This is a genomic window from Halobacillus litoralis (assembly GCF_009856445.1).
Lineage (GTDB): Bacteria > Bacillota > Bacilli > Bacillales > Halobacillaceae > Halobacillus > Halobacillus litoralis.
On sequence record NZ_WMFA01000002.1, the window covers coordinates 1 to 22258 of the forward strand.

Consider the following 22258-nt stretch of genomic DNA (forward strand, 5'->3'; position numbering starts at 1 on the left):
TTGGACGCAAGGGCTCCCATACCGCCATTCTTCCATTTCCTCATCCACCTTCGAACCATGGAATAATCGGGGATATGGAAGAGAGCTGAGGCCTCACGAATGGAATACCCTTCGTCTTCGATACATGCAATTACCTTCAGTTTAAATTCTGAGGAATAGTTTGTATAGGGAGGCGCAAAAGCTTGATCTCCGTGATACTCATATAATTTCACCCAATAACGTAAAACAGAGTTGTCTACGCCGATTTCTTTAGCTAGATGACGGTAGCTGATGGTTTCATCAAGATATCGATGGACGGCTTGAAATTTGTCTTCATTCGTAAATTTATTCAAGGTGTATCCCCCTTCGGTCAGAGTTAGAAGGTGTCCAACTCTTGGGGGTCACTTCACTGCGTCCTGTGGGGTCTCACCAAGCACTTTTTTCCCGCAGGAGTCTCGCCATTCCCCTCCGCCCCTTTGCCAAGGAAGATTCTCGAAAACACTACTTATAAAATTAGCTTATATGTTTATAGGAAATGGATAATATGTAATCTATCCAATGGACGTTTAGAATGCGTAATCGCTTGATACAAAGCCCTTTTTGCTTGCCTATAGGTGGGAAGGAGTAGAACCTTATTTATAAGTGCAGGGGTTCTATAATCTGCCTATCAAAATCATAAGAGCTGCCTTTTAGTGTTGGTTTCGAGAATCTATTCCATGGTAAAGGGGCGGAGGGAAACGGTGAGACTCCTATGGGACGTGTGGGACAGGTGAGACCCCGGAAGGCGTAGCCTGAGGAGGCTCACCGCCCGCCCCATGGAAAGCGAACCTTTTCCCGGAGCCCTAAACTCTCACAAAAATCTCGAAACGGAGTCTTCAAGAAACCTGCCATTTACTTTAATAGTGGGCAGAGTTTTGAATTTGAAAGTATGAGCTTCGCTGATTGTGTTTAAAATAACGGAACGATGGATGGAAGGGAGCGTAAAGTGGTGAAAAAATTAAAGGGTCAAGTGGTGTTGGTGACTGGTGCAAATCGTGGACAGGGAAAGGCCATTGCGGAATATTTATTGTCTCTTGGAGCATCGGTGGCGTTTGGAGCGCGAAATATCCACCTTGCTGAAGAGGTGGTGGCAGCGTTAGGGTCTTCGGAAGCATTGGCGGTACAGTTGGATGTAACTAAGAATGAGGAGTGGACGGCTGCAACAGCTGAGATCGTCCGTAGGTACGGGCGGTTGGATGTACTTGTTAACAATGCTGGTCTTTTAATCCGCAAGCCTTTTATAGAGATGACATCAGAGGAATACGAGCAATTGATCCAAGTGAATCAGCTGGGGGTCTTTTACGGAATGCAGGCAGCTGTCCCTTATATGATCGTACAGGGCGAGGGTTCTATCGTGAACAACTTATCCATTTCTTCTTTTGCTCCGATTAGCCAGTCATCCGCCTACGCGGCAACGAAAGCATCTGTGGTGGCCATGTCGAAAGCTGCAGCTATAGAACTCGGACCGTACGGAATTCGTGTCAATATGGTTCACCCAGGGGGAGTTGAAACCGAGATGGCGACAGAGGGGAAAGGGGTACCGGAATTTTATCATTCTATCCCGCTCGGTAGAATCGGGCAGCCCCTGGAAATAGCTAAAGCTATTGCTTTCCTTGCTTCTGACGACAGTTCCTATTGCACGGGAACAGAAATCGTTGTAGATGGTGGGATGACATTAGGGACGGCAGATCGGTGATCATTCAGGCTTTTTGTAGGTAATCATAAATTCTTCTTTTGTAAGATAAAAGTCACGTTCTGGTCTTCGTTGTAACAAATGATGATTTTCAAGCTTATAATAACTTATCCGTTTGTATGGGTCATCATCTATGATTGGCAGTTCCTGTGTCTGTTTCATATATTGGTCGACGGCATGTTGAACGAGATCGATATCCAATGCGAGATCCTGATCCTGTTCTTCAAACAATTCATAGGTTTCCCGGGACATGTAGAAGTTTTGAATGGGCACAGCTTTTAAGTAGGGGGATAAAAGTTCATAATCCAGTGTGAGGTCCTCTTTGATGATTACACTAAGAGGGACATCGCTGGGCTTGTCATCCGCGTAGGCATGGACGGCTTTTCGGACATCGTGTATGGATAAATCCTTCTTCTCCAGTTTCGACTTCTTGTTTTTTCGACTCCACATGTATATTCCTCCTAAAATGAATTTTGCTTGAGAGGTGTTTCAAATGAAAGATCAACCGGTTCAGCCTGAACTCGATTTCTTCACATTACTCAATCCTGACTTTGGTCGTGGTGAAGAGCAGAGAGGAAACAAAGGGCAGAAAGAAGAAAAGGTGTAATTGTAGTATAGCAGAATCGTTGAAATGAAACATTTTTTAAAATGTTTAGACTTTTGTCGGGCAATTTGGTAAATTAAAGAAGATGAGCGGTAGGTTCGACCTGAGTGTAGAGCTGCCGCCACTTGAAATGGAAGAGGTGTTGTAGTGGATGACATATGTTCATGGAAAAGAATACGAGATTAACCCTCAGACGATTGCTCTTATCGCCAAAAACCCAGAGGGTGGACAAGCTTTTACGGAAGTTATGGAGACGGATGAGCGCTTTGTCATTTCAAAATGTCCAAGTGGTCTTATCGATCGTTCCTGCCGTTACTTTGCAAGCAGCCTCGATGGTCGGATTGCTGGCACAAAGCAGCTGACCGGTTACACGCACAAACCCCCGATTGTCATATCAGAAGCGATGGGCATTTATTTCTTCCCGATTATCTCCCCGAAACGAAAAGACTGTTCCTGGATCGCCCACAAATATATTCGCTCCTACCGTGGAGAACCTAATAAAACAACGACTGTTCAATTCACGAACGGGATGTCTGTTAACCTTCCCGTTTCTGATGGCATGTTCGCCAATCAAGTTCAACGCACCGCTCATTTGCGCGTCATTCTTGAAGACCGTTTCCATTCGACACCTGTGGTTGCTGATCATCGTGCTGAACGGATTGCTGAGACCTTCTCATAAGCTCAAACAGAATATTTTCCACTTTTTTTCGAATGGCTGGATTGAAATAGTTGCGCTTCTCCTCATATCCATGAGCTAAAAAAAGGAAAGAGGTAAATGAATCGTTCCTCCCGGATTCAACGACCTGCAATTTCATATGGTCCATTTGTCTTCTTAGTTCTCTCCGTTCCTTTCGCGCTTCCAGCTCCATTTTTCCGAGCATCTCCATGTACGGCTCCTTGATTTTGAATTTCCCATGTTCCATGTGTTTCCGATCCTGCCTGATAACAGTGATGGCCATAGATAAAAACAAATAACGGGAAGCGAGATCCAATTCTTTTTGTTTTAGATACCTCATGTCATTCTCCTCCGAATACGAACAAGTGTTCTTGTTTGTATTATACCACGGAAAGGTCCAATGTATGCAAGATTGTTTTACAAAAAGGTTGAAAATGGCAGGAAGGGGAAAAGCTAGATAAGGACGCACATACTGGTAGGCATGGAGCGGGATTTCAGATAAAATAGAGAAAAGCATACACTGGTCACTAGTGTACATAAGGAGCAGCATCATGGATTCAGTGTTTGAAAAAATTAACCAATGGCGCCATTTAGCGGAGAATGATCAACTATTTGATTACATCATAAGGCAGCTTGAAGGATTGGAACGGTTTGGACCAATCCCGGGCATCCTATTCCCTCTTATTGAAGCGTTTTTGCCGATTTTGCCACTTGTCGCCTTTGTTTTGGCCAATGCTGTCGTGTATGGGTTGTTCAAAGGATTTCTTTATTCATGGCTTGGGGCTGTTTTTGGATCGTTGTGCGTATTTTTTATTATTCGCCGATTAGGGGACAAGCGTTTATTCAGGAAGATTACAAAGCAAAAGCAAGTGAAGAAAGTGACGAAGTGGGTGGAGGAGCATGGGTTTGGACCCTTGTTCTTGCTCATGTGTTTTCCCTTTTCCCCCTCATCGATCATTAATGTGGTTTCTGGATTATCCAATGTCAGTCGTCAGCAATTCATCCTAGCCGTCCTTTTGGGCAAAGCCGTCATGATTTTTACAATCGCCTATGTAGGTTCAAGCATTGCATCGTTTGCGCAGAATCCAGTGAAATCGATTGTTGTCGGTGTTTGCATTCTACTTTTCTGGGTGCTGGGGAAGTATATCGAGAAAAGAATACAAATAAAGGCGGAACAGAAAGCGTACAGCGGGGATTAAGTTTGTCTCCTCGAGGGTAAAATGTTTGTAGCATACCACCTGGAGGCGCAAACAATGAAAAAATATAAAAGAGCGATCAGAACAGTATTACTCGCCCTGTTGCTGGCTTTTGTGTTCCGCTCTTATTTATTCGCAAGCTACATTGTAGACGGCGAATCGATGGAGCCTACGCTCTATGACGGGAATTTACTAATGGTCAACAAAGCGGTTTATGATTGGCAGGATATCGGAAGACAGCAGGTCATCGTTTTCCATGCAAATGAAGAAGAGGATTATGTGAAGCGCGTCATAGGAATCGGTGGGGATGAGATTGCCGTTCGAGATGATCAGTTATACATCAATGGTAAACGTGTCGACGAAAGTTATCTCGATTCACTCCGTCCGAATGACGGTCTGCCTTTTACGGAAGATTTCACGTTGGAAGAGGTGACGGGGCATCAGACGGTCCCAGAAGGTCATTTGTTCGTCATGGGGGACAATAGACGGGACAGTCTGGATAGTAGGTATTTCGGGTTTGTACCTGCTGATACCGTCGTCGGAAAAGTGGATGTACGCTATTGGCCGATGAACCAACTCGGCGTACAGTTCTAAAACGCAACCGTCCTTAACGGGCGGTTTTTTTATGTCTATCTTTATTCAACTATATGGCAGGATAGTTGAAGACTCAGTTTCGAGACTTTCCGGGGTTCGTGGCCCGGGTTGAACGCCAGGGGTGGCTGGGAAGCTACTCGCTTTCCTGTGGGGGAGTGGCGAGACTCCTGCGTGAAAAAAGTGCTTGGTGAGACCCCACAGGACGCAGTCCGAGAAGGCTCACCGCGCTCCCGCGGAAAGCGAGCTATTCCCCGCAGCCCCCATCCACCCAACAGAAGTCTCGAAACTGAGTCTTCAAGAATAGGGAGCGATTGTGGAGGAGCGGGAGAGCATCATAAACGGTGGAAAAATGATAAAATAAATACAGAATGAGAAAGAAAGGAGCGGTCGGTATGGGGCTGCGATTTTTGCTCGGTCGTTCAGGAGCAGGAAAAAGTACGCGTTGCTTAAATGAAATAGAAGCAAAATTAAAAGATGACCCACGAGGTCCGGCGATTATTTACATCGTTCCGGATCAGATGACCTTCCAGCAGGAATATGGCCTCCTGAAAAGAGAAGGAGTGGAAGGGTCCATTCGTGCCCAAGTCTTCAGTTTTTCACGACTCGCCTGGAGAGTACTCCAGGAAACGGGAGGGGGAACGAAGAAGTTCATCACATCTACAGGGGTTCAAATGATGCTGCGTAAAATCGTAGAAGAACGGACGTCCGATTGGCGTGTTTTTCAAAAAGCGGTGGAGAAGCAGGGGTTCATTGAACAGCTGGAGGGAATGATTACGGAATTCAAGCGTTACCGCATTACGCCGGAAGATCTTCAAGCCCAGATGGACGCGCTTGATCAGTTTGTTCACACTACGAGTCAGGAACAGGGGTTGAGGGACAAGCTGGACGATATGACCTATATTTATGATCATCTTGTTGATGCGCTGAAAGATCAATACATAGATAGTGAGGATCAGCTCCAGCTTCTTGCCAGCAAAATTCCTGAAGCTTCTTTTTTAGAAGGAGCAGAAGTGTACATCGACGGTTTCCACAGCTTTACGCCTCAGGAGTATCAGGTCATTGAAACTCTTTTGAGAAAGGTGAAGACGGTTCATGTTACTTTGACCACAGAGGAACCGTCAGGAGAAGAGAACCCTGAGCTGGATCTTTTCCATGAAACGAAACAAACGTATCTTGATCTGAAAAAGGTTGCCGAGGAAGCTGGGGCCCGTTTGGAAGATGTGGAAGTGCTCGACCATACGTCAGGCCGAATGAAAGATCAGCCGGCATTCATGCACTTAGAAGAGTATTACGATGTACGACCGGCGTCCCCATTTGAAGGAGAAGTGCCGATTCAGATTGCAGAAGCGGTTCATCCCCGGGCAGAAGTCGAAGGGGTGGCACAGGAAATTCTTCATCTCGTTCGTGATCAAGGCTATCGCTATAAGGATATGGCCATTTTGATGCGTGAGCCGGACGTTTACCATAGTTTGATTGAAACCCTCTTTGATGATTATGACATCCCGGTGTTCATCGATGAAAAAAGGACGATGCTTAACCATCCGATGATTGAGCTCATTCGCTCTGGATTGGATGTTGTAGAGGGGAACTTCCGTTATGATTCTGTTTTCCGCTTGTTAAAAACCGGGTTTATCCCAAAGACAGACCGCACGCATCCATTGAATGAAGATGCAATAGATGAGCTGGAAAATTACGTGCTTGAGTACGGGATACGGGCGCGTAGCCAATGGTTTTCAGATGAACCATGGGTTTACCAGCGCTTTCGTGGATTTGAACAGTCCGCACAGACGGATGAAGAGAAAGCTAAACAAACGCGGATCAATGCGTACCGTAACCAAGTGCGCCAAGCGTTGCAGCCATTTGACGAGAATCTAAGAGCAGCCAAGACGATTGAAGACCGTGCTCGGGTCATCTACTTATGGCTGGAAGGTTTGCGCGTACCGGATCAACTCGAGTCCTGGCGTGCATTTTATGATGAAAAAGGGGAGATCGAACGCGGGCGTGAACAGGCACAGGTATGGGATGATTTCCTGCAGCTGCTCGATGAGATGGTGGAAATGGCCGGTGATGAAAAAATGTCGCTCCAAGTCTTCCGCAGTACCATCGACAGTGGTTTGGAATCCTTAACGTTTGCCCACGTTCCGCCAAGCATGGACCATGTCATCGTCGGAAGTGTCGATCGTTCAAGAATGACGGGCATTAAAGCGTCGTTCCTTCTCGGTGTTACCGATGGAATGTGGCCGATGAAGCCGCCAAGTGATGGCATGATTTCTGAACAGGAGCGTTCATTGCTTGCGGAGAATGGTATCCAGCTTGCTGATGGCAGCAACCGCCAGCTGCTGGATGATCGCTTTTATGTGTACTTGGCTTTGACGATGCCCGCAGATCAATTGTGGATCAGCTATCCGCTCAGTAATGAGGAAGGGAAGTCTAAGGTTCCGGCGACCCTCATTCAACGTATGGAGGAATTGTTTCCGAATACGAAGGAGCATGTGCTTTTGCAGGATCCTGATGATTTGTACGAGGCGGAGCGATTCATTACGAATCCTCAAAAGACGAGGTCAGCACTCACCTCGCAGTTTGCCCGTTATCTGAAAGGATATATGATGCAGCCGGTCTGGTGGGACCTGCTGAATTGGTATATTGAGCACGAGCCTTCCCATGGGTTGACGAATCGTGTATTACAAAGTCTTTTTTATAAGAACAAACCGGTGCCTCTTTCCAAAGAAACGACAGGGAAGCTGTTTGATAAACAAGTGAAAACGAGTGTTTCAAGACTTGAAACGTACCATCGTTGTTCGTATCAGTATTTTGCACAGCATAGTCTTGGACTTGAAGAACGAAGGACTTACAAGTTGGATGCGCCGGATATCGGTCAACTCTTCCACGAAGCCCTCAAGCAGATTACGGAATGGGTTCAGGCGGAAGGACGTGACTTTTCTCAATTAGGTCGTCAGGATACAGACCTCTACGCAGAAAAAGCGACCAATTCCCTGGCGCCGATTTTGCAAAATCAAATCTTAAAGAGCTCGAACCGCTATCAATATATTCAGAAGAAGCTGCAGCAGGTCATTGCACGAGCGGCGTTCGTTCTCAGTGAGCAGGCAAGGAGTAGTCAATTTTCTCCTGTAGGTCTGGAACTTGGCTTCGGTACTGGAGGAGATGCGAAACTTCCGCCATTATCTTTCGACTTGCCGAATGGATACGAACTCATGCTTCGCGGGCGTATCGACCGTGTAGATAAAGCTCTTTCGGAAGAAGATCTGTTTTTAAGAATCATTGATTACAAATCAAGCAGCAAAGGCTTGAGTCTCGTGGATGTTTTTTATGGTTTGTCGCTGCAGATGCTTGCTTACTTAGATGTTGTACTGACGAACGCTGAGCAGTGGCTTGGAAAGAATGCAACCCCTGGGGGCGTACTCTATTTCCATGTGCATAACCCGATGATTACAGGGAAACAGCTTCTTAAAGATGAGCAAATTGAAGAAGAGATTTTTAAGAAATTTAAAATGCAGGGCCTGCTTTTAGAAAATGAACGTGTTGTTCAGATGATGGATACAGGTCTTGAAAAAGGATACAGTCAAATTGTACCTGCCGCATTGAAGGCGAAGGGCGGATTTTATAAGAGTTCAAAAACAGCGGATGAGGAACGTTTCGAACAATTGAAACAGTATATCCGGGGGTTGATGACAGAAGCAGGAACGAGAATTACGGATGGAGCGGTCGATCTTGATCCATTTCAGAAAAACCAGCAGGTCGCCTGCGAATTTTGCTCGTACCGCTCTGTGTGTCAGTTCGATCCCACACTGGAAGAACACAATTATCGGAAACTTCAGGACTTAAAGGATGAAGATGTTCTGGAAAGACTGACGAAAGGGAAGGAGGATGCGTAATGGTCAGTTGGACAAAAGAACAGGAGAGGGCGATTTATTCTCATGGATCGAATATCCTCGTGGCTGCTGCTGCAGGATCAGGGAAGACAGCGGTACTGGTAGAGCGGATTATTCAAAAACTCCTTCATAAAGATGACCCTGTCGATATCGATTCCCTGCTTGTAGTGACGTTCACCAATGCCGCGGCACAGGAGATGAGGAACCGTGTAGGACACGCACTGGCGAAAGCGTTAGAAGAAAACCCAGGATCCCATCATTTGAAAAAACAGTTATCCTTGCTGCAAAACGCTTCCATCTCCACGCTCCACTCGTTCTGTATGGAAGTGGTACGTCGCTATGCCTACTTGCTTGATCTTGACCCTGGCTTCCGGATTGCCGATACGGTTGAATCGGATTTGATTCAGCAGGAGGTGCTTGAGGAGCTGTTTGAGGACTGGTACGGAAAAGAAGGCGAAGAACAGCAGCGCTTTTTTGATGTGGTTGAACGCTTTTCAAGCGACCGAAGTGACTTGGATGTAGAGAAATTAGTGCTTGATTTGTACACGTTCGCTACGCAAAATCCATGGCCGGACGCCTGGATCGATCAAATGGTAGAAATGTACAATGTAGGACAGGTCGAAAGTGAGATGGACCTGCCATGGCTCAACCTGCTGAAGCAGGAAGTGAAAAGCCAGTTAAAAGCCATGGAAACAGAAGCCAGGCAAGTGTTGGACCTTACTAGAGAACCGGATGGACCCTATGCGTATGCAGAAACCGCAGAGTCGGATCTTGAATTGATTCAGCAGGCAAAAGGAGCACTTACTCATTCCTGGTCAGAGATGCAAAGCTTTATGGGGGGGCAGAAGTTTGCCACGTTATCCCGTAAGAAAATGGACTGTGATGCGGATAAAAAAGAACAGGCGAAAAAGATCCGGGACCGTTATAAAAAACGTTGGAATGAGGTCCGTGATGAATGGTTCTCCCGTTCGCTGGAAAGCTATTTGAAGGATATGCAGGATCTGCACCCCGTCATGGAACAGCTTGCCGTCGTCGTGAAAGATTTTAAAGGACGCTATGAGCAGTTGAAAAAAGAAAAAGCGATCGTGGATTTTTCCGACCTGGAACACTACTGCCTGCATATTTTACTCGATGAAACAGCGACTCCAGTGGATCTTGTACCCTCCCAAGTTGCGGAAAGTTTCCAAAAGCAGTTTTCAGAGGTGTTGATTGATGAATATCAAGATACGAACCTTGTACAGGAAACGTTGCTTCGTCTGTTGACAGAAGGGAAAGATGCCGGCCACTTATTTATGGTTGGAGATGTGAAACAGAGCATCTACAGGTTCCGGCATGCCGAACCTTCCTTATTTCTAAACAAGTACAAACTTTACGGAAATGAAGAAAATGCTGGAGAGCGGATAGACTTGGCGCGCAACTTCCGGAGTCGTAAACAAGTACTGGACGCGACGAATTATATCTTCCGTCAAGTGCTTGATGAAGAAGTCGGTGAAATGGAATATGAAAAGGAAGCGGAGCTCATTTACAGCAACAAAATCTATGATGAGTTAACAGCTGATGATGCGGATGCGGAGCTTTTCCTCATCGACCGGGAATCCCAGGAAAGCGACAGTGATGAGGATGAGTCTTATAAAGATTTAGAAAAAGCCCAGCTCGAAGCGCGCGCTTATGGAAAAATGATTCGCAAATGGCTCGGGTATGAAGGCGGGGAACCGCTTCAAGTCGTGGATAAAGAAACCGGTGCAAAGCGTCCATTACAATACAGGGATATCGTCATCCTGATGCGTTCGATGACGTGGGCTTCGACCATCGTGGACGAACTGAAGCAGCAAGGCATCCCGATTTATGCAGAGCTCTCTACCGGGTACTTTGAAGCGATTGAAATTAAAGTGATGCTCAGCCTGCTCAAGGTCATTGATAACCCGATGCAGGATATCCCGCTTGCCTCTGTACTCAAGTCGCCGGTTGTTGGTCTTGATGAAGATGAGCTTGCCCGAATTCGTCTCTCTAAGAAGCGCGCGACCTATTACGAAGCGATGCAGGCATATGCAGCCAAGGATGATCTGGGACGGAAAGTGGACGAGTTTCTGGAACTGTTGAAAAGCTTTCGGGAACAGGCGCGCCAAGGGGCTTTGTCTGAACTCATTTGGGACATTTTCCGTGAAACGGGTTACTATGATTTCGTCGGCGGGATGCCGGGAGGGCGTCAGCGTCAGGCGAACTTAAGAGCTTTGTACGACCGTGCGCGCTCCTATGAAGCTACCTCCTTCCGTGGATTGTTCCGCTTTCTTCGGTTTATCGAGCGGATGGAAGAACGCGGAGATGATCTCGGAGCGGCTCGTGCCCTCGGTGAGCAGGAAGATGTTGTCCGAATCATGACGATTCACAAAAGTAAGGGGCTTGAGTTCCCGGTTGTCATTCTTGGAGCCATGGACAAACAATTCAATATGATGGACTTGAAGAATCGCTACTTACTTCATAAAGATTACGGGTTCGGCTCCCGCTATATCAATCCTGAGAAAAGGCTCATGTACCCGACGCTTGCTTATCACGCGTTGAAAGAAGCTAAACGTCGCGAACTTTTAGCGGAGGAAATGAGAGTCTTATACGTAGCGTTGACAAGAGCGAAAGAGAAGCTTGTCATGGTCGGAAATGTCGCTTCTTTTGAAAAGAAACAGGAGAAATGGCAGAGTTTTGTAGATGCCCGTGACTGGGTGCTCCCACCACACGATCGCCTGGAGGCAAAGTCTTACCTCGATTGGGTGGGCCCTGCGTTAATTCGTCACGAGCACACGTCCGATCTCCGGGGAGATGTGGAAGTGATAACCGCTGAAGAAATTCACTATGACGAATCTCAGTGGCGGGTCCGCATTGCTCATGGAAGCGAATTTAGTGTCCTTGACGAAGTGAAAGAAAAACGTGATGAACAACTGCAACAGGCAGTGGAGAAATGGAAACCAGTCGCCGTTCCTGAAACAGTGGATGAAGCCTATGTGAAGCGTCTCGATTTTGTGTATCCACATGAAAAAGCCGCAAATACCCGTGCCAAGCAGACCGTGACGGAAATTAAACGTCAACGTGAGACGAAGGACGAATACTCAAGCGATCAGCTGCTTGTCCCTTACCGTGCCCCGATCGTCAAGCGTCCACGTTTCATGCAGGAGGACAAACAGCTGACGGCAGCAGAACGCGGAACTGCCATGCATACCGTCATGCAACACTTGCCTTTTACAAAGCAATGGAAGAGGGACGAAGTGGAAGAGTACGTGGAGCACCTCGTTCTCAAAGAAGTGCTCCGGCGCGAAGAGGCGGATGTGATTGATTTCCAAGCCATTGCGGATTTTTTCAAGACCGATATAGGAGCATATGTATTGCAAACGGATCAGATTGAACGTGAAGTTCCATTCAGTCTGACTTTGCCTGCTAATGAAGTTTATGCTCACTGGGAAGAATCGACAGATGAGCAAGTTTTCATCCAGGGTGTTATTGACGCTATGATTCCGTATGAAGATGGCTGGATGATTCTGGATTATAAATCTGATGCGATTCCGGACGGAACAGAAGATGCTGCACCGAAATTGGCGGACAGATATCGAACACAATTGAGCTTGTATCAAAAGGCTCTCGAAAAGATATGGAAACAGCCCGTCCGCAAGAGTTGTTTATATTTCTTTGAAGGATCCTTCATGGTGGAGGTCGATACACATGGGAGAGACCTGTGATCTATGTTCCCGTTCACCGGTCAAGACGACAGAGCATCACTTGATTCCGAAACAATACGGAGGCGTGGAAGGACCGACGGCCATGCTTTGCAGTGCCTGTCACCGTCAGATTCATGCGTTATTCACAAACGAAGAACTGGCCGCTTTTTATCATAGTGTAGAGCGCTTGAAAGACCACCCGGATATGCAAAAATACTTACGCTGGGTGAAAAAGCAGGACCCGGAGAAGAAAATAACGACAAGAAAATCGAATCGAAGAAAGAGAAAGTGAAGACATCGGACACGCGTCCGGTGTCTTTTTTTTGATAAAAGGAGAGGTCCAGTCTAGCTTTCTAAACACATGAAGAGGAATGACATCTCGTAGGAAAGTGCTCTAACGCTGAGGGGAAGTAACTGAACTTAACAAGAAAAACAAAACGCGCCCTGACAATCAAGGGCGCATCCGTATCTAAGCATTTGCTGTAATATTTTGATCGGCAACGTCTGGGTCAAATGGGTTCGTCGAGCTGAGTCCATTGTTTGTAATGATCCAGTTTCCCGTATTTAGAGCTCCCGATCCGGCATTTGTTTTGCCTGTAGATTTAGGGGACAAATAAAAAGAATCTCCGAAGTTAACAACTCCACCACCGACGCTGTTGATACTGATGGGTCCGACAATAGCCGGCATCGCAATCGCCTCCTTTTTGGTGCGATTCAAGCATTATAGTTACAAGGTATGCAAAACGGGCCTTTATTGTTCTTCATTCTCGAGGATGCGGAAGTGTTTCGTGTAATTGATGGCATCAATATGATCAATGCCTCCAATTTGAAATACTCCAGCGGTAGAAACCCCGATTACACGTACGTGGTCAACTACAATCGGGCGGTTTTGATAGAAAAAAGAGTCGATCTGAACAGGGGATAACGGAGGGGAGCTCTCTTGGGAAAAGATAGGGAAATCTTCGAAATCATAAATGTCAGCTTTGAATTCTAAACCCTCTTTTTGTACAGCCAGCACTTTTGAAGAGGGGGCGGCACGGTAAACATCTCCGATATCAACGATGGAGCCGATGAGCACTGAGGTAATGTCGACGTCCTGACTGTAAACCATCCTCTTAATCATTTGGTTCCAACTCGACATTTGAATTTTCTTCAACATTCTCAAAAGGACCGATGATTAGAGATTCGGGAGGGGTGTCAAAAAAAGATTGGAGACGGATGGTTTTATTATCTCCAATCAAAAAAACGGATGAACCAGAAACGCCCGTCACGCGAATATTTCCTACGTGCAGGCCATAGTTGTGTACAATATGATTCAACGATCATCATCTCCTTGTAGAGTCTCGAAGTACTGCGCGATGGAGTGTTGGATTTCGGTTTGGATTTGATGGAAGAGGGTTTCAGGTGGAGCTTCTGGCTCTTGGTTACGGTAATACTCCATGCGCTGTGGCAGCTGTTTACGAACATCTGCAATCATCCGTTCTTTATGCTCCTCACTCACTTGGATGTCATGGTCACGACAATACTGATTCATCCAAACGGGGATGTCTGACACCATATATTCTTGTAAAAAGTGCAGCGCCTGATCATCTGTTTGTGGCAGTTGATTCCCTTGGTTGCTATATAAGTCACCGATCTCAGAGAGGTCGGATCCATTTGGAGTCAGTCCGATTTGCAGGGTTCCTTCGAGCGTCTCGATTTTCAGCTGATCAAATTTATATTCGATTTTTTCGATAACCGTCCTTGGTGGGTGTTCGATGGACTGGATCTGCTCGATTTTTTTTTGTAATTGCTCAATCATTTTCTGTTGTTGTTCCATCTGGTTCATCATTTGCTGGATCCATGACTGCCAGGAATTGTATTGGTTCAAGTGCGCTCACCCCCTAACCTAACTTTATGAAGAGAGGGGGACATCTATGTTATGGAAAGTGGAACGAGCGTGCCGCCTCCTGCTTCAGGGATGATGACCTCTCCGTCTTTCGGCTGTGCTTTGGGTCCAGGTCCTGTATAGCCGCCTGTGTTAAACAGATCAGCTTTTGACTGGATGACCCCGGAGCTTCCGATTTGAAGAACAGAAGAGTTTGCTACAGAGCCGATCCTTAGGACGTGAATATAGATGGACTGGTGGACAGTAAGATTCATAGACGCACCTCCTATGCATTATTCACAATGGGTTGATCAATAAACTCGGAGTCGTTAATGAACGTATCCGATCGATTAATGTTGATTCGGATGCCATCACCAGTATTGAAAGAACCCCCACCGGCAAAAGTTTTTGCTGTCGCCTCCGGAGCCATATTGTAGACGTCACCGATGTTAAAAATACTTGAAGACGATAGGGAAATCACTTTAACGGCTCCGACTTTTGCGGGCATAACAAAAACTCCTTTCTACAGTTTATGAAACTTCATTGTCTAAATGACGTAAGAAAAGTAAAATAACTATCATAGGGGGAATACATATGAAAAGGAAAGGTTCACCTCTCCGCGAATCTGAACGGCTTGACTGGGTCGATGCAGCCAGGGGGCTTGCGATTCTCGGAATCTTTATGGTCAATGTACCTGCATTTAACGCTCCATATTTTTTGTATGGGGGGGCAGCGGAATATTGGCCATCGCCTCTCAGTCATAGCGTGCAAAATTTCGTTGATATTTTCTTCCAAGCCAGTTTTTATACGTTGTTTTCCTTCATGTTCGGATTCGGTATCCAGATGATGAAGGACCGTCTTGTTGAAAAGCAACTTCCATACCAACGTGTGATTTTCAGGCGTCTCCTTGTACTTACAGGATTCGGTCTCATTCATGCTTTCCTGATCTGGCACGGGGATATTCTGCTTTCTTATGGAGTCCTCGGACTTGTTTTGTTGGCCTTTTTCAATGTTCATGAAAAATCGTTGCTGTACTGGGCGTTCGGAATGTTGACCTTCCTTGTGCTGCCACTGACTTTTGCGCTGTACATGATTAGGGATCAGATGCAGGGCATCGTCAACCGTCCGGCCATTCAGGAAGCCCTGGGGAACTATGGAAGCGGATCGCTCGTTGATATCTGGCGGCAAAACTTAGCCGACTGGGTATATGCAAATCAATGGGGGAACCTCCCATTTCTCGCTTTAAGTTTAATTCCGATGTTTTTATTCGGGATGTATTTTTGCCGGAAGCGATGGCTTCATAAACCGAACGACCATTTGCATTCCATTAAAAATATATGGGTGCTGACGGGTATATTGTTCCTCATTTTCAAAGCAGGGCCGCATCTATTCGGAAGTCCGGAATGGTTTCAGCTGGCTCAGGATAGCATCGGTGGTTCAGCATCAGCTATCTTTTATGTCTTATCTATTACTCTATTGTTCCAGACCTCAATTGGTGCCCGTATCGTTCATCCTTTAACATGGGTCGGCCGGATGTCTTTATCCAATTACATTCTGCAGTCTATAATCAGTTTCATTCTTTTTTATTCCGTCGGCTTTGGGTTATATGGTGACGTCCCACCGATTGGGAGTTTGATTCTCGTTATAGTTATATTCACCGGCCAAGTCTTCATAAGCAAGGCGTGGTTGAAAAAGTTCCGTTATGGACCGTTAGAATGGTTATGGCGGACGTTGACGTATGGGAAAAAGCAGCCATTGAAAAGAAAAAGAGAGGCAGTTTCATAAGAGAAGGGGGCAGATGTCTTGAATCGTGATCACCTCGTTAAAGAAAGCAAAAAATGGGTAGAAGATGCGATTATTAGTGAAGTCCAGCGTGATCAATTGTTGGAACGCTATCCTAAAAAGCAGAACAAACCCGTGCTGCTCACTTTTGCGGCTCTTTTCATAGGGCTGGCGTTTTTGACTTTCGTTGCATCAAACTGGTCTTATTTGACGGATCTTGGGAGAATGGTGATTCTTCTCACTTCACTAACCGTCTTTTATTTGTGCGGAGATTGGGTGTACAGGAAAAAATCCAAACGGGTCGGGATCAGTCTCATCCTGATTGCTCTTCTGATCTTTGGATCCAGTATTTTTCTTACCGGTCAAATGTATCACTATACATCCTACAGTGCTTTTCCATTTTTCTTATGGGCTATCGTCGCCTTTGGTTTGTTTTTGATTTTTAAAGACGATTCATTTTTTTACGCAACACTTGTGATTATGACGGTGGGACAGCTTTACAGTGGTCTTGTTTTTCAGCACTTCCACATATGGCTGGGCCTTCTGTTCATTGTTGGTTTAGGGTGGTTCGTATTGAGTTCAAGGAAAGTAACTCAATTAGCCGCATTTGGAACGAGTTACATGCTGAAAGCTGTCATTCTGGTATTTAGTGAAGGCATGCCCTACTATTGGTTGATCGCGTTTTTCTTACTGCTTTATGTTGTGGAGGATTTCCTTCTCGAAAAAGGGAAGGTGCATGTATTCAAAACCCTGAGTATTGTATCTGTCTTCACCATGCTGATCCTGCAGGTATTTTTCCTCGGAAACGAATATGTCGGTGAACTAACGGAGTCCTCGCTTTACTTCTTTTTAGCCTGGGCCATTCTATTCTTCTTTTCTGTGGTGAGGTCTGCGATGAGTTCGACCAACTACTACTGGATTGACTTGCTTTTGTTCGTCCCGGTTTTCCGCTTTGAAGCTGGAGATATGTTGTCCCTCTTCATTCTCTTTCTTTATTCCCTGCTATGGTTGATCTCAGGATATCAGCAGGAAGTGTCAAGGTGGGTCAATAAAGGGACGGTCGCTTTTCTCCTGACTACTTTTATAGCTTATTTTCAGCTCGCCTGGGATTTCATGGATCGTTCGTTGTTTTTCCTGATCGGCGGGGTTTTATTGTTTGCACTCAGTTACTTCCTTGAGAAAAAACGACGCACCATTCATAAAGGAGGAGAAGAGAGATGAAGCAGCGCTCGTGGTTTTATGGACTTGTTACTCTGCAAATCTTGTTTCTTCTTCTCATGTCCGCTTCTTACTATGTCATGGACATCTGGGGCCAAACTATTACTCTAAAGACGGCACCCGTGGACCCGCGTGATCCTTTTTATGGGGATTATGTAACACTGGACTATGCGATTGAACGAGTACCAGAAGAGAAATGGTCGGTCGATGAATCATTGAACCGAGGAGAAAAAGTGTTTTTGCTGCTCGAGGAAAATGATGAAAAAATCTACGAGCTTGTAGAAGCTTCTACCCTGTGGCCTGAAACAGAGGACAATCAAGTGGTGCTTACCGCTAAGTATCAATGGTCTGATCCTTCGCTCCAACAATACCAAGTGGATATCGGTCTTGGAAGGTACTATATTGAAGAAAATACAGGGGCGTTTTGGGAGCAGAGGGAGGAGCGGGAGGTGGAGGTTATTCTTGCCCCCTGGAAACAAAAGAAAATCGCTTCTCTTAAATAAAAAATACGACAGCCCCAAAGGGCTGTCGTATTTTTTTTGCTTAGCTTAAAACTGCTTTAATTTGACTGATGGCCCAGTCCAGGTCATCCTGCTCAATCACTAGAGGAGGAGCAAAACGAATGACATTTTCATGAGTTTCCTTACATAGTAATCCTTTTTCTTTTAATTCTTCGCAATATTTACGGGCAGGTTCTGTCATTTCAACACCGATAAAGAGACCTTTCCCACGTACCTCTTTAATTTTCGGGTTGTCGATCGATCTTAGCTCCTGCATCATATAATTTCCAAGCTTAAGAGAACGTTCTGCCAGTTTTTCTTCTTCAATCACTTCGAGGGAGGCGACTGAAACAGCGCACCCGAGTGGGTTACCACCGAACGTGGAACCATGGGAACCTGGATTGAAGACACCAAGGACTTCCCTGTTTGCAACCACACAAGAGATTGGGAAGACGCCACCGCCTAAAGCTTTCCCAAGAATGAGCATGTCTGGACTGACATTTTCCCAGTCACAAGCGAACATTTTCCCGCTGCGCCCAAGACCTGCCTGAATCTCATCAGCAATGAACAATACATTGTTTTCTTTACAAACGTCATAAGCTTCTTTTAGGAAGCCTTCCGGTGGCATGACGATGCCGGCTTCCCCTTGAATTGGCTCGAGCATAAAGCCGGCCGTGTTTTCTGTAATGGCTTCCTTAAGTGCTTCAATATCTCCGTATGGTACCAGTTTAATGCCTGGAAGCATTGGTCCGAACCCGCGTTTGTATTCCTTCTCAGAAGAAAGGGAAACAGCCGTCATCGTCCTTCCATGGAAGTTCCCTGTACAGGCGATGATTTCCGCTTGGTCTTCTTCCACTTTTTTAACATCATAGGCCCAGCGCCTTGCTGCTTTAATGGCTGTTTCCACAGCCTCTGCCCCAGTGTTCATCGGAAGAGCCATCTCTTTATTCGTCAGCTTGCAAATCTTCTCGTACCAAGGACCGAGCTGATCATTATGAAAAGCACGGGAAGTAAGAGTTACACGATTGGCCTGATCGGTCAGCGCCTGAATGATTTTCGGGTGACGATGCCCTTGGTTGACGGCAGAGTAAGCGCTTAACATATCCATATAACGATTGCCCTCAGGATCCTCCACCCATACACCTTCCGCTTTAGAAATAACGATTGGAAGTGGATGGTAGTTTTTCGCACCATACTCCTGGGTTTGATCAATAATGTTTTGACTACTAATTACAGACATGCAATCCCTCCATTTTCAATTCAGTCTTTCATCATTATAACAGGTTTGCTTCTTATTTTCTTATAATTTAGAAAATGAAGTCTGTAACAAAATAATAGGAATATGTCGAAGAGTCGTGGTATCATAACCGTAGATTCATATGAAAAGGAGGATAATAAAATATGGCGCACTTACATATTACTTCATGGGTCATCGCATTCGTGCTTGTCGGTCTAGTAGTCATGTTCACCCGTAAAGGCAGTGAAAAAGCGGCAAAGATTTCTCACATGATTCTTCGTCTTTTTTACTTGCTTATTCTTTATTCCGGTGGTTCGCTTTTCGCAAGTTATGCCGAATACGGCCCTCTTGTAATTATTAAACTGCTCGTTGGTCTTTGGACCATTGCTTCCATGGAAATGGTTGCTGTCAAATACAAGAAGAAGAAACCAACAGGAATCTGGTGGGCACAACTTGCCATTGCTGGAATCATTGCAATTATTCTTGGATTTGGTTTCTTACCAGCTGGAATATTGCCAGCATAAAAATAAAGCTGCATGCGTTAATCGCATGCAGCTTTTTAATATCGAAAAAAGGGGCTGTGTTTCTGTGTCTGATGTTCGTCCGTTATTTGGGGGGTAACGGTGATAACTATTATCATTTATAATGATAATCATTCTCAATTTATATGTCAACACATTTATGTAACTTTTTCTCTCTTCCATAAAAGCTCCCTTTAGTTGAGCACTCCGTTTCGAGACTATTGTTGGGTGGATGGGGGCTGCGGGGAATAGCTCGCTCACCGCCCGCCCCATGGAAAGCGAACCTTTTCCCGGAGATCTAAAACCACACAAAAGTCTCAAAACGGAGTCTTCAAGAAACCTTTTACTTTAATAGTGCAGGAGGGTTTCATAAGAAAAACGTTGCCATCATATAGTGAGTCATGATGGTTTTTTTATGTGAAAATCCAGCGCTGAAGCGTGACTTGCGCATTTCGTATTGGAAAAGGATGGTGAGGCTAGATGTGTGGAATTGTTGGATGGATCGATGCAGCCCATAAAACAGAAGAAAAGGCTTCGATATTGGATCGAATGGCAAACACGTTGCAGCACCGCGGACCGGATGATTACCAAAAATGGATCGAGGGCCCGGCTGCGTTCGGTCACCAACGTTTAATAGTTGTAGACCCTGCCGGAGGTAAACAGCCGATGATCCGCAAGGCGAGGGATGAAGAATACATTTTATGCTATAACGGAGAACTTTACAATACAGAGGATATCAGAGATCAACTGAAGGCAAAAGGATGGACGTTCCAATCTCATTCAGATACTGAAGTAGTTCTTGTCAGTTACATGGAGTGGGGAGGATCATGTGTTGACTATTTGAATGGGATCTTTGCATTCAGTGTCTGGGAGAAACACCGGAAACGCCTCTTTCTAGCTCGTGACCGTCTGGGGGTTAAGCCGCTTTTCTATAGTGACCGAGGGGACGGAGTGATGTTCGCCTCTGAAATGAAAGCTTTGTTAGCCCATCCGGAAGTTACATCCGCTGTGGACAGCAACGGTCTTCATGAATTATTGTCTTTGGGACCGTCGAGGACCCCGGGAGAGGGGATCTTTCAAGAAATTAATGAAATCCGTCCTGGTCACCGAGCCGTGTTTGAAAATGGAAAATTGAAGATCGACAGGTATTGGAATGTAGAAAGCGCTCCTCACGGAGATTCTTTTGATGAGACGGTTGCCCGCGTACGCGAATTATTTATGGACGCCTCGCAGAGACAGCTCGTATCAGATGTGAAACTGGGGACCTTTTTATCTGGAGGTGTCGATTCAAGTGCCATAACGGCCGTGGCTGCTGAAAAATATAAACAAGACCAGTTAGGTGCACTCCAGACATTTTCTATCGATTATAAAGATCAAGAGAAATTTTTCAAAAAGAATGCGTTCCAACCAGACCGGGATGAAGCGTTCATTAATCTTGTCAGTGCGCAAAATCAAACGAACCACACGGTCATGGAAGCGAGAACGGAGGATCTTGTGTCACGTTTGAAACGGGCCGTGGAACTTCGGGATCTGCCCGGGATGGCCGATGTGGATTCATCTTTACTTTGGTTTTGTGAGGAAATTAAAAATCATGTGACCGTTGCGCTTTCCGGAGAATGCGCGGACGAAATTTTTGGAGGATATCCTTGGTTTTACAGGAAAGAAGATAAAGAAAGAAAAGGATTTCCTTGGATTCGCTCTCTTAATGAGAGGGTTACGCTCGTCCGTCAAGATTTAAAAGGGGATATTGATATAGAATGGTACATGTTGAAGCGGTACCAGGAAACTATTGCAGAAACACCCCTGCTTGCAGGGGAGGATGAAGATAGTAAGAAGCATAGACAAATGTCATATTTGAATATGAACTGGTTTATGCAGACCTTACTTGAGCGTAAAGACCGTATGAGTATGGGGGCGAGCCTTGAGGTGCGTGTTCCATTCAGCGATCATCGTCTTGTGGAGTATGTGTGGAATGTGCCATGGAGCATGAAGTTTCATAATGATCAGGAGAAAGGTCTTCTGCGTCAGGCTTTGCGCGGAATATTACCGGATAAAGTACTCTTTCGGAAAAAAAATCCATATCCGAAAACTTTCCACCCTGATTATACAAAGGCTGTTTGTATGTGGATGGAAGAGACGCTTGCGGACCCGAATGCGCCACTTTTTGATATTTTTGATCGTAACCAAGTGAGGAAACTTAAGGATACAGAAGGGAAATCGATTGATACCCCGTGGTTCGGTCAGCTTATGACAGGTCCACAGTTAATTGCCCATCTTTGCCAGATTGACCACTGGCTCAGAACCTACAAAGTCACCTTCTAACCAAACCGCCCAATCCAGGGCGGTTTTTTCAATTCCTCCAATCCCACAATTGCTCCCTTTTCTTGAAGACTCAGTTTCGAGACTTCTGTTGGGTGGATGGGACTGCGGGGAATAGCTCGCTTTCCGCGGGAGCGCGGTGAGCCTCCTCGGACTGCGTCCTGTGGGGTCTCACCAAGCACTTTTTTCCCGCAGGAGTCTCGCCATTCCCCTCCGCCCCATCACCATAGAAGGTTCTCGAAACCACTTCTTTCATAATCAGCTATTCTGCGTGAAGAGAGTATAAGGATAATACTCCCAATTCGAGGTACTTGAACCCTGAAAGCTTAATACCGAGCGTTTTCTGCCTACAACAATCAGGAAAGTGGGAGACCTTCCAACTTGGTATAAGGGTTCGTTATAACCTTCATCGAATGGGGTGGTTGGGAAGCTGCGAGACTCC

The 22258-nt window shown here is 45.7% G+C and carries 22 protein-coding genes; 12 read left to right on the plus strand and 10 right to left on the minus strand.

From position 1 onward, the window contains the following. A partial coding sequence (locus tag GLW00_RS05115; protein WP_160911912.1) for a helix-turn-helix domain-containing protein occupies window positions 1-332 on the minus strand: 332 nt, incomplete at its 3' end. Between the two features lie 635 nt (window positions 333-967). Here GLW00_RS05115 and GLW00_RS05120 point away from each other — a divergent pair. Beyond that, window positions 968-1714, plus strand: a complete 747-nt coding sequence (locus GLW00_RS05120; RefSeq protein ID WP_335808444.1) for an SDR family NAD(P)-dependent oxidoreductase — start codon at window positions 968-970, stop codon at window positions 1712-1714. On the opposite strand, the gene GLW00_RS05125 is transcribed toward GLW00_RS05120, so the two are convergent. Beyond that, window positions 1715-2161 (minus strand): DUF3939 domain-containing protein, encoded by a 447-nt coding sequence (locus GLW00_RS05125; protein WP_160911916.1) that lies wholly within the window; start codon window positions 2159-2161, stop codon window positions 1715-1717. A gap of 305 nt (window positions 2162-2466) precedes the next feature. Here GLW00_RS05125 and GLW00_RS05130 point away from each other — a divergent pair, with 305 nt between their 5' ends. After that, the gene (locus GLW00_RS05130) at window positions 2467-2994 is read left to right on the plus strand and encodes a competence protein ComK (protein ID WP_160911918.1); all 528 of its coding nucleotides are present in this window, start codon (window positions 2467-2469) and stop codon (window positions 2992-2994) included. Here GLW00_RS05130 and GLW00_RS05135 read toward each other — a convergent pair. Then, on the minus strand, window positions 2915-3331 hold the full coding sequence (locus tag GLW00_RS05135; protein WP_160911920.1) for a YhjD family protein: 417 nt from the start codon (window positions 3329-3331) through the stop codon (window positions 2915-2917). The genes GLW00_RS05130 and GLW00_RS05135 overlap by 80 nt on opposite strands. Window positions 3332-3542: 211 nt before the next feature. On the opposite strand from GLW00_RS05135, the gene GLW00_RS05140 reads away from it, so the two are divergent. The 5 genes from GLW00_RS05140 to GLW00_RS05160 all read left to right on the plus strand — a co-directional run bounded on the left by GLW00_RS05140 (window position 3543) and on the right by GLW00_RS05160 (window position 12664). Then, window positions 3543-4190: a TVP38/TMEM64 family protein gene (locus tag GLW00_RS05140; protein WP_160911922.1), complete on the plus strand. Its 648-nt coding sequence runs from the start codon at window positions 3543-3545 to the stop codon at window positions 4188-4190. A 54-nt stretch (window positions 4191-4244) separates the two neighbouring features. Further along, entirely contained in the window at window positions 4245-4781 is a 537-nt protein-coding gene (gene lepB, locus GLW00_RS05145; protein WP_160911924.1) for a signal peptidase I, read from the plus strand. Between the two features lie 392 nt (window positions 4782-5173). Beyond that, window positions 5174-8674 carry a helicase-exonuclease AddAB subunit AddB gene (gene addB, locus GLW00_RS05150; protein ID WP_160911926.1) on the plus strand — a complete coding sequence of 1167 codons (3501 nt, stop codon included), beginning with the start codon at window positions 5174-5176 and terminating at the stop codon, window positions 8672-8674. After that, window positions 8674-12393: a helicase-exonuclease AddAB subunit AddA gene (gene addA, locus GLW00_RS05155; protein WP_160911928.1), complete on the plus strand. Its 3720-nt coding sequence runs from the start codon at window positions 8674-8676 to the stop codon at window positions 12391-12393. The genes addB and addA overlap by 1 nt, the downstream gene beginning before the upstream one ends. Beyond that, complete coding sequence (locus GLW00_RS05160; protein WP_146814212.1) at window positions 12377-12664, plus strand: HNH endonuclease; 288 nt, start codon at window positions 12377-12379, stop codon at window positions 12662-12664. The genes addA and GLW00_RS05160 overlap by 17 nt, the downstream gene beginning before the upstream one ends. A gap of 177 nt (window positions 12665-12841) precedes the next feature. Here GLW00_RS05160 and GLW00_RS05165 read toward each other — a convergent pair whose 3' ends face one another. From GLW00_RS05165 to GLW00_RS05190, 6 genes are all read right to left on the minus strand, one after another. After that, window positions 12842-13060 carry a spore germination protein gene (locus GLW00_RS05165; RefSeq protein ID WP_160911930.1) on the minus strand — a complete coding sequence of 73 codons (219 nt, stop codon included), beginning with the start codon at window positions 13058-13060 and terminating at the stop codon, window positions 12842-12844. Between the two features lie 63 nt (window positions 13061-13123). After that, window positions 13124-13495 (minus strand): spore germination protein GerPE, encoded by a 372-nt coding sequence (locus GLW00_RS05170; RefSeq protein WP_160911932.1) that lies wholly within the window; start codon window positions 13493-13495, stop codon window positions 13124-13126. Beyond that, complete coding sequence (locus GLW00_RS05175; RefSeq protein WP_160911934.1) at window positions 13488-13691, minus strand: spore germination protein GerPD; 204 nt, start codon at window positions 13689-13691, stop codon at window positions 13488-13490. Before GLW00_RS05175 ends, GLW00_RS05170 begins: the two co-directional genes overlap by 8 nt. Then, on the minus strand, window positions 13688-14242 hold the full coding sequence (gene gerPC / locus GLW00_RS05180) for a spore germination protein GerPC (RefSeq protein ID WP_160911936.1): 555 nt from the start codon (window positions 14240-14242) through the stop codon (window positions 13688-13690). The genes GLW00_RS05175 and gerPC overlap by 4 nt, the downstream gene beginning before the upstream one ends. A gap of 44 nt (window positions 14243-14286) precedes the next feature. After that, on the minus strand, window positions 14287-14514 hold the full coding sequence (locus tag GLW00_RS05185; protein WP_160911938.1) for a spore germination protein GerPB: 228 nt from the start codon (window positions 14512-14514) through the stop codon (window positions 14287-14289). Between the two features lie 11 nt (window positions 14515-14525). Continuing rightward, window positions 14526-14747, minus strand: coding sequence for a spore germination protein (locus tag GLW00_RS05190; protein WP_160911940.1), 222 nt, complete (start codon window positions 14745-14747; stop codon window positions 14526-14528). Window positions 14748-14833: 86 nt separating this feature from the next. Here GLW00_RS05190 and GLW00_RS05195 point away from each other — a divergent pair, with 86 nt between their 5' ends. From GLW00_RS05195 to GLW00_RS05205, 3 genes are read left to right on the plus strand one after another with little or no spacing between them, the layout of a single operon-like run. Continuing rightward, entirely contained in the window at window positions 14834-16024 is a 1191-nt protein-coding gene (locus GLW00_RS05195; RefSeq protein ID WP_160911941.1) for a DUF418 domain-containing protein, read from the plus strand. Between the two features lie 18 nt (window positions 16025-16042). Beyond that, window positions 16043-17242, plus strand: a complete 1200-nt coding sequence (locus tag GLW00_RS05200) for a DUF2157 domain-containing protein (protein ID WP_160911943.1) — start codon at window positions 16043-16045, stop codon at window positions 17240-17242. Beyond that, window positions 17239-17742, plus strand: coding sequence for a GDYXXLXY domain-containing protein (locus tag GLW00_RS05205; protein WP_160911945.1), 504 nt, complete (start codon window positions 17239-17241; stop codon window positions 17740-17742). The genes GLW00_RS05200 and GLW00_RS05205 overlap by 4 nt, the downstream gene beginning before the upstream one ends. Before the next feature lie 40 nt (window positions 17743-17782). On the opposite strand, the gene GLW00_RS05210 is transcribed toward GLW00_RS05205, so the two are convergent. Further along, window positions 17783-18979, minus strand: a complete 1197-nt coding sequence (locus GLW00_RS05210) for an ornithine--oxo-acid transaminase (protein WP_160911947.1) — start codon at window positions 18977-18979, stop codon at window positions 17783-17785. Between the two features lie 161 nt (window positions 18980-19140). On the opposite strand from GLW00_RS05210, the gene GLW00_RS05215 reads away from it, so the two are divergent. Together GLW00_RS05215 and asnB are read left to right on the plus strand one after the other, a co-directional pair. Continuing rightward, on the plus strand, window positions 19141-19500 hold the full coding sequence (locus GLW00_RS05215; RefSeq protein ID WP_160911948.1) for a YisL family protein: 360 nt from the start codon (window positions 19141-19143) through the stop codon (window positions 19498-19500). A 477-nt stretch (window positions 19501-19977) separates the two neighbouring features. Beyond that, window positions 19978-21819, plus strand: a complete 1842-nt coding sequence (gene asnB, locus GLW00_RS05220; protein WP_160911950.1) for an asparagine synthase (glutamine-hydrolyzing) — start codon at window positions 19978-19980, stop codon at window positions 21817-21819. Window positions 21820-22258: the final 439 nt, after the last annotated feature.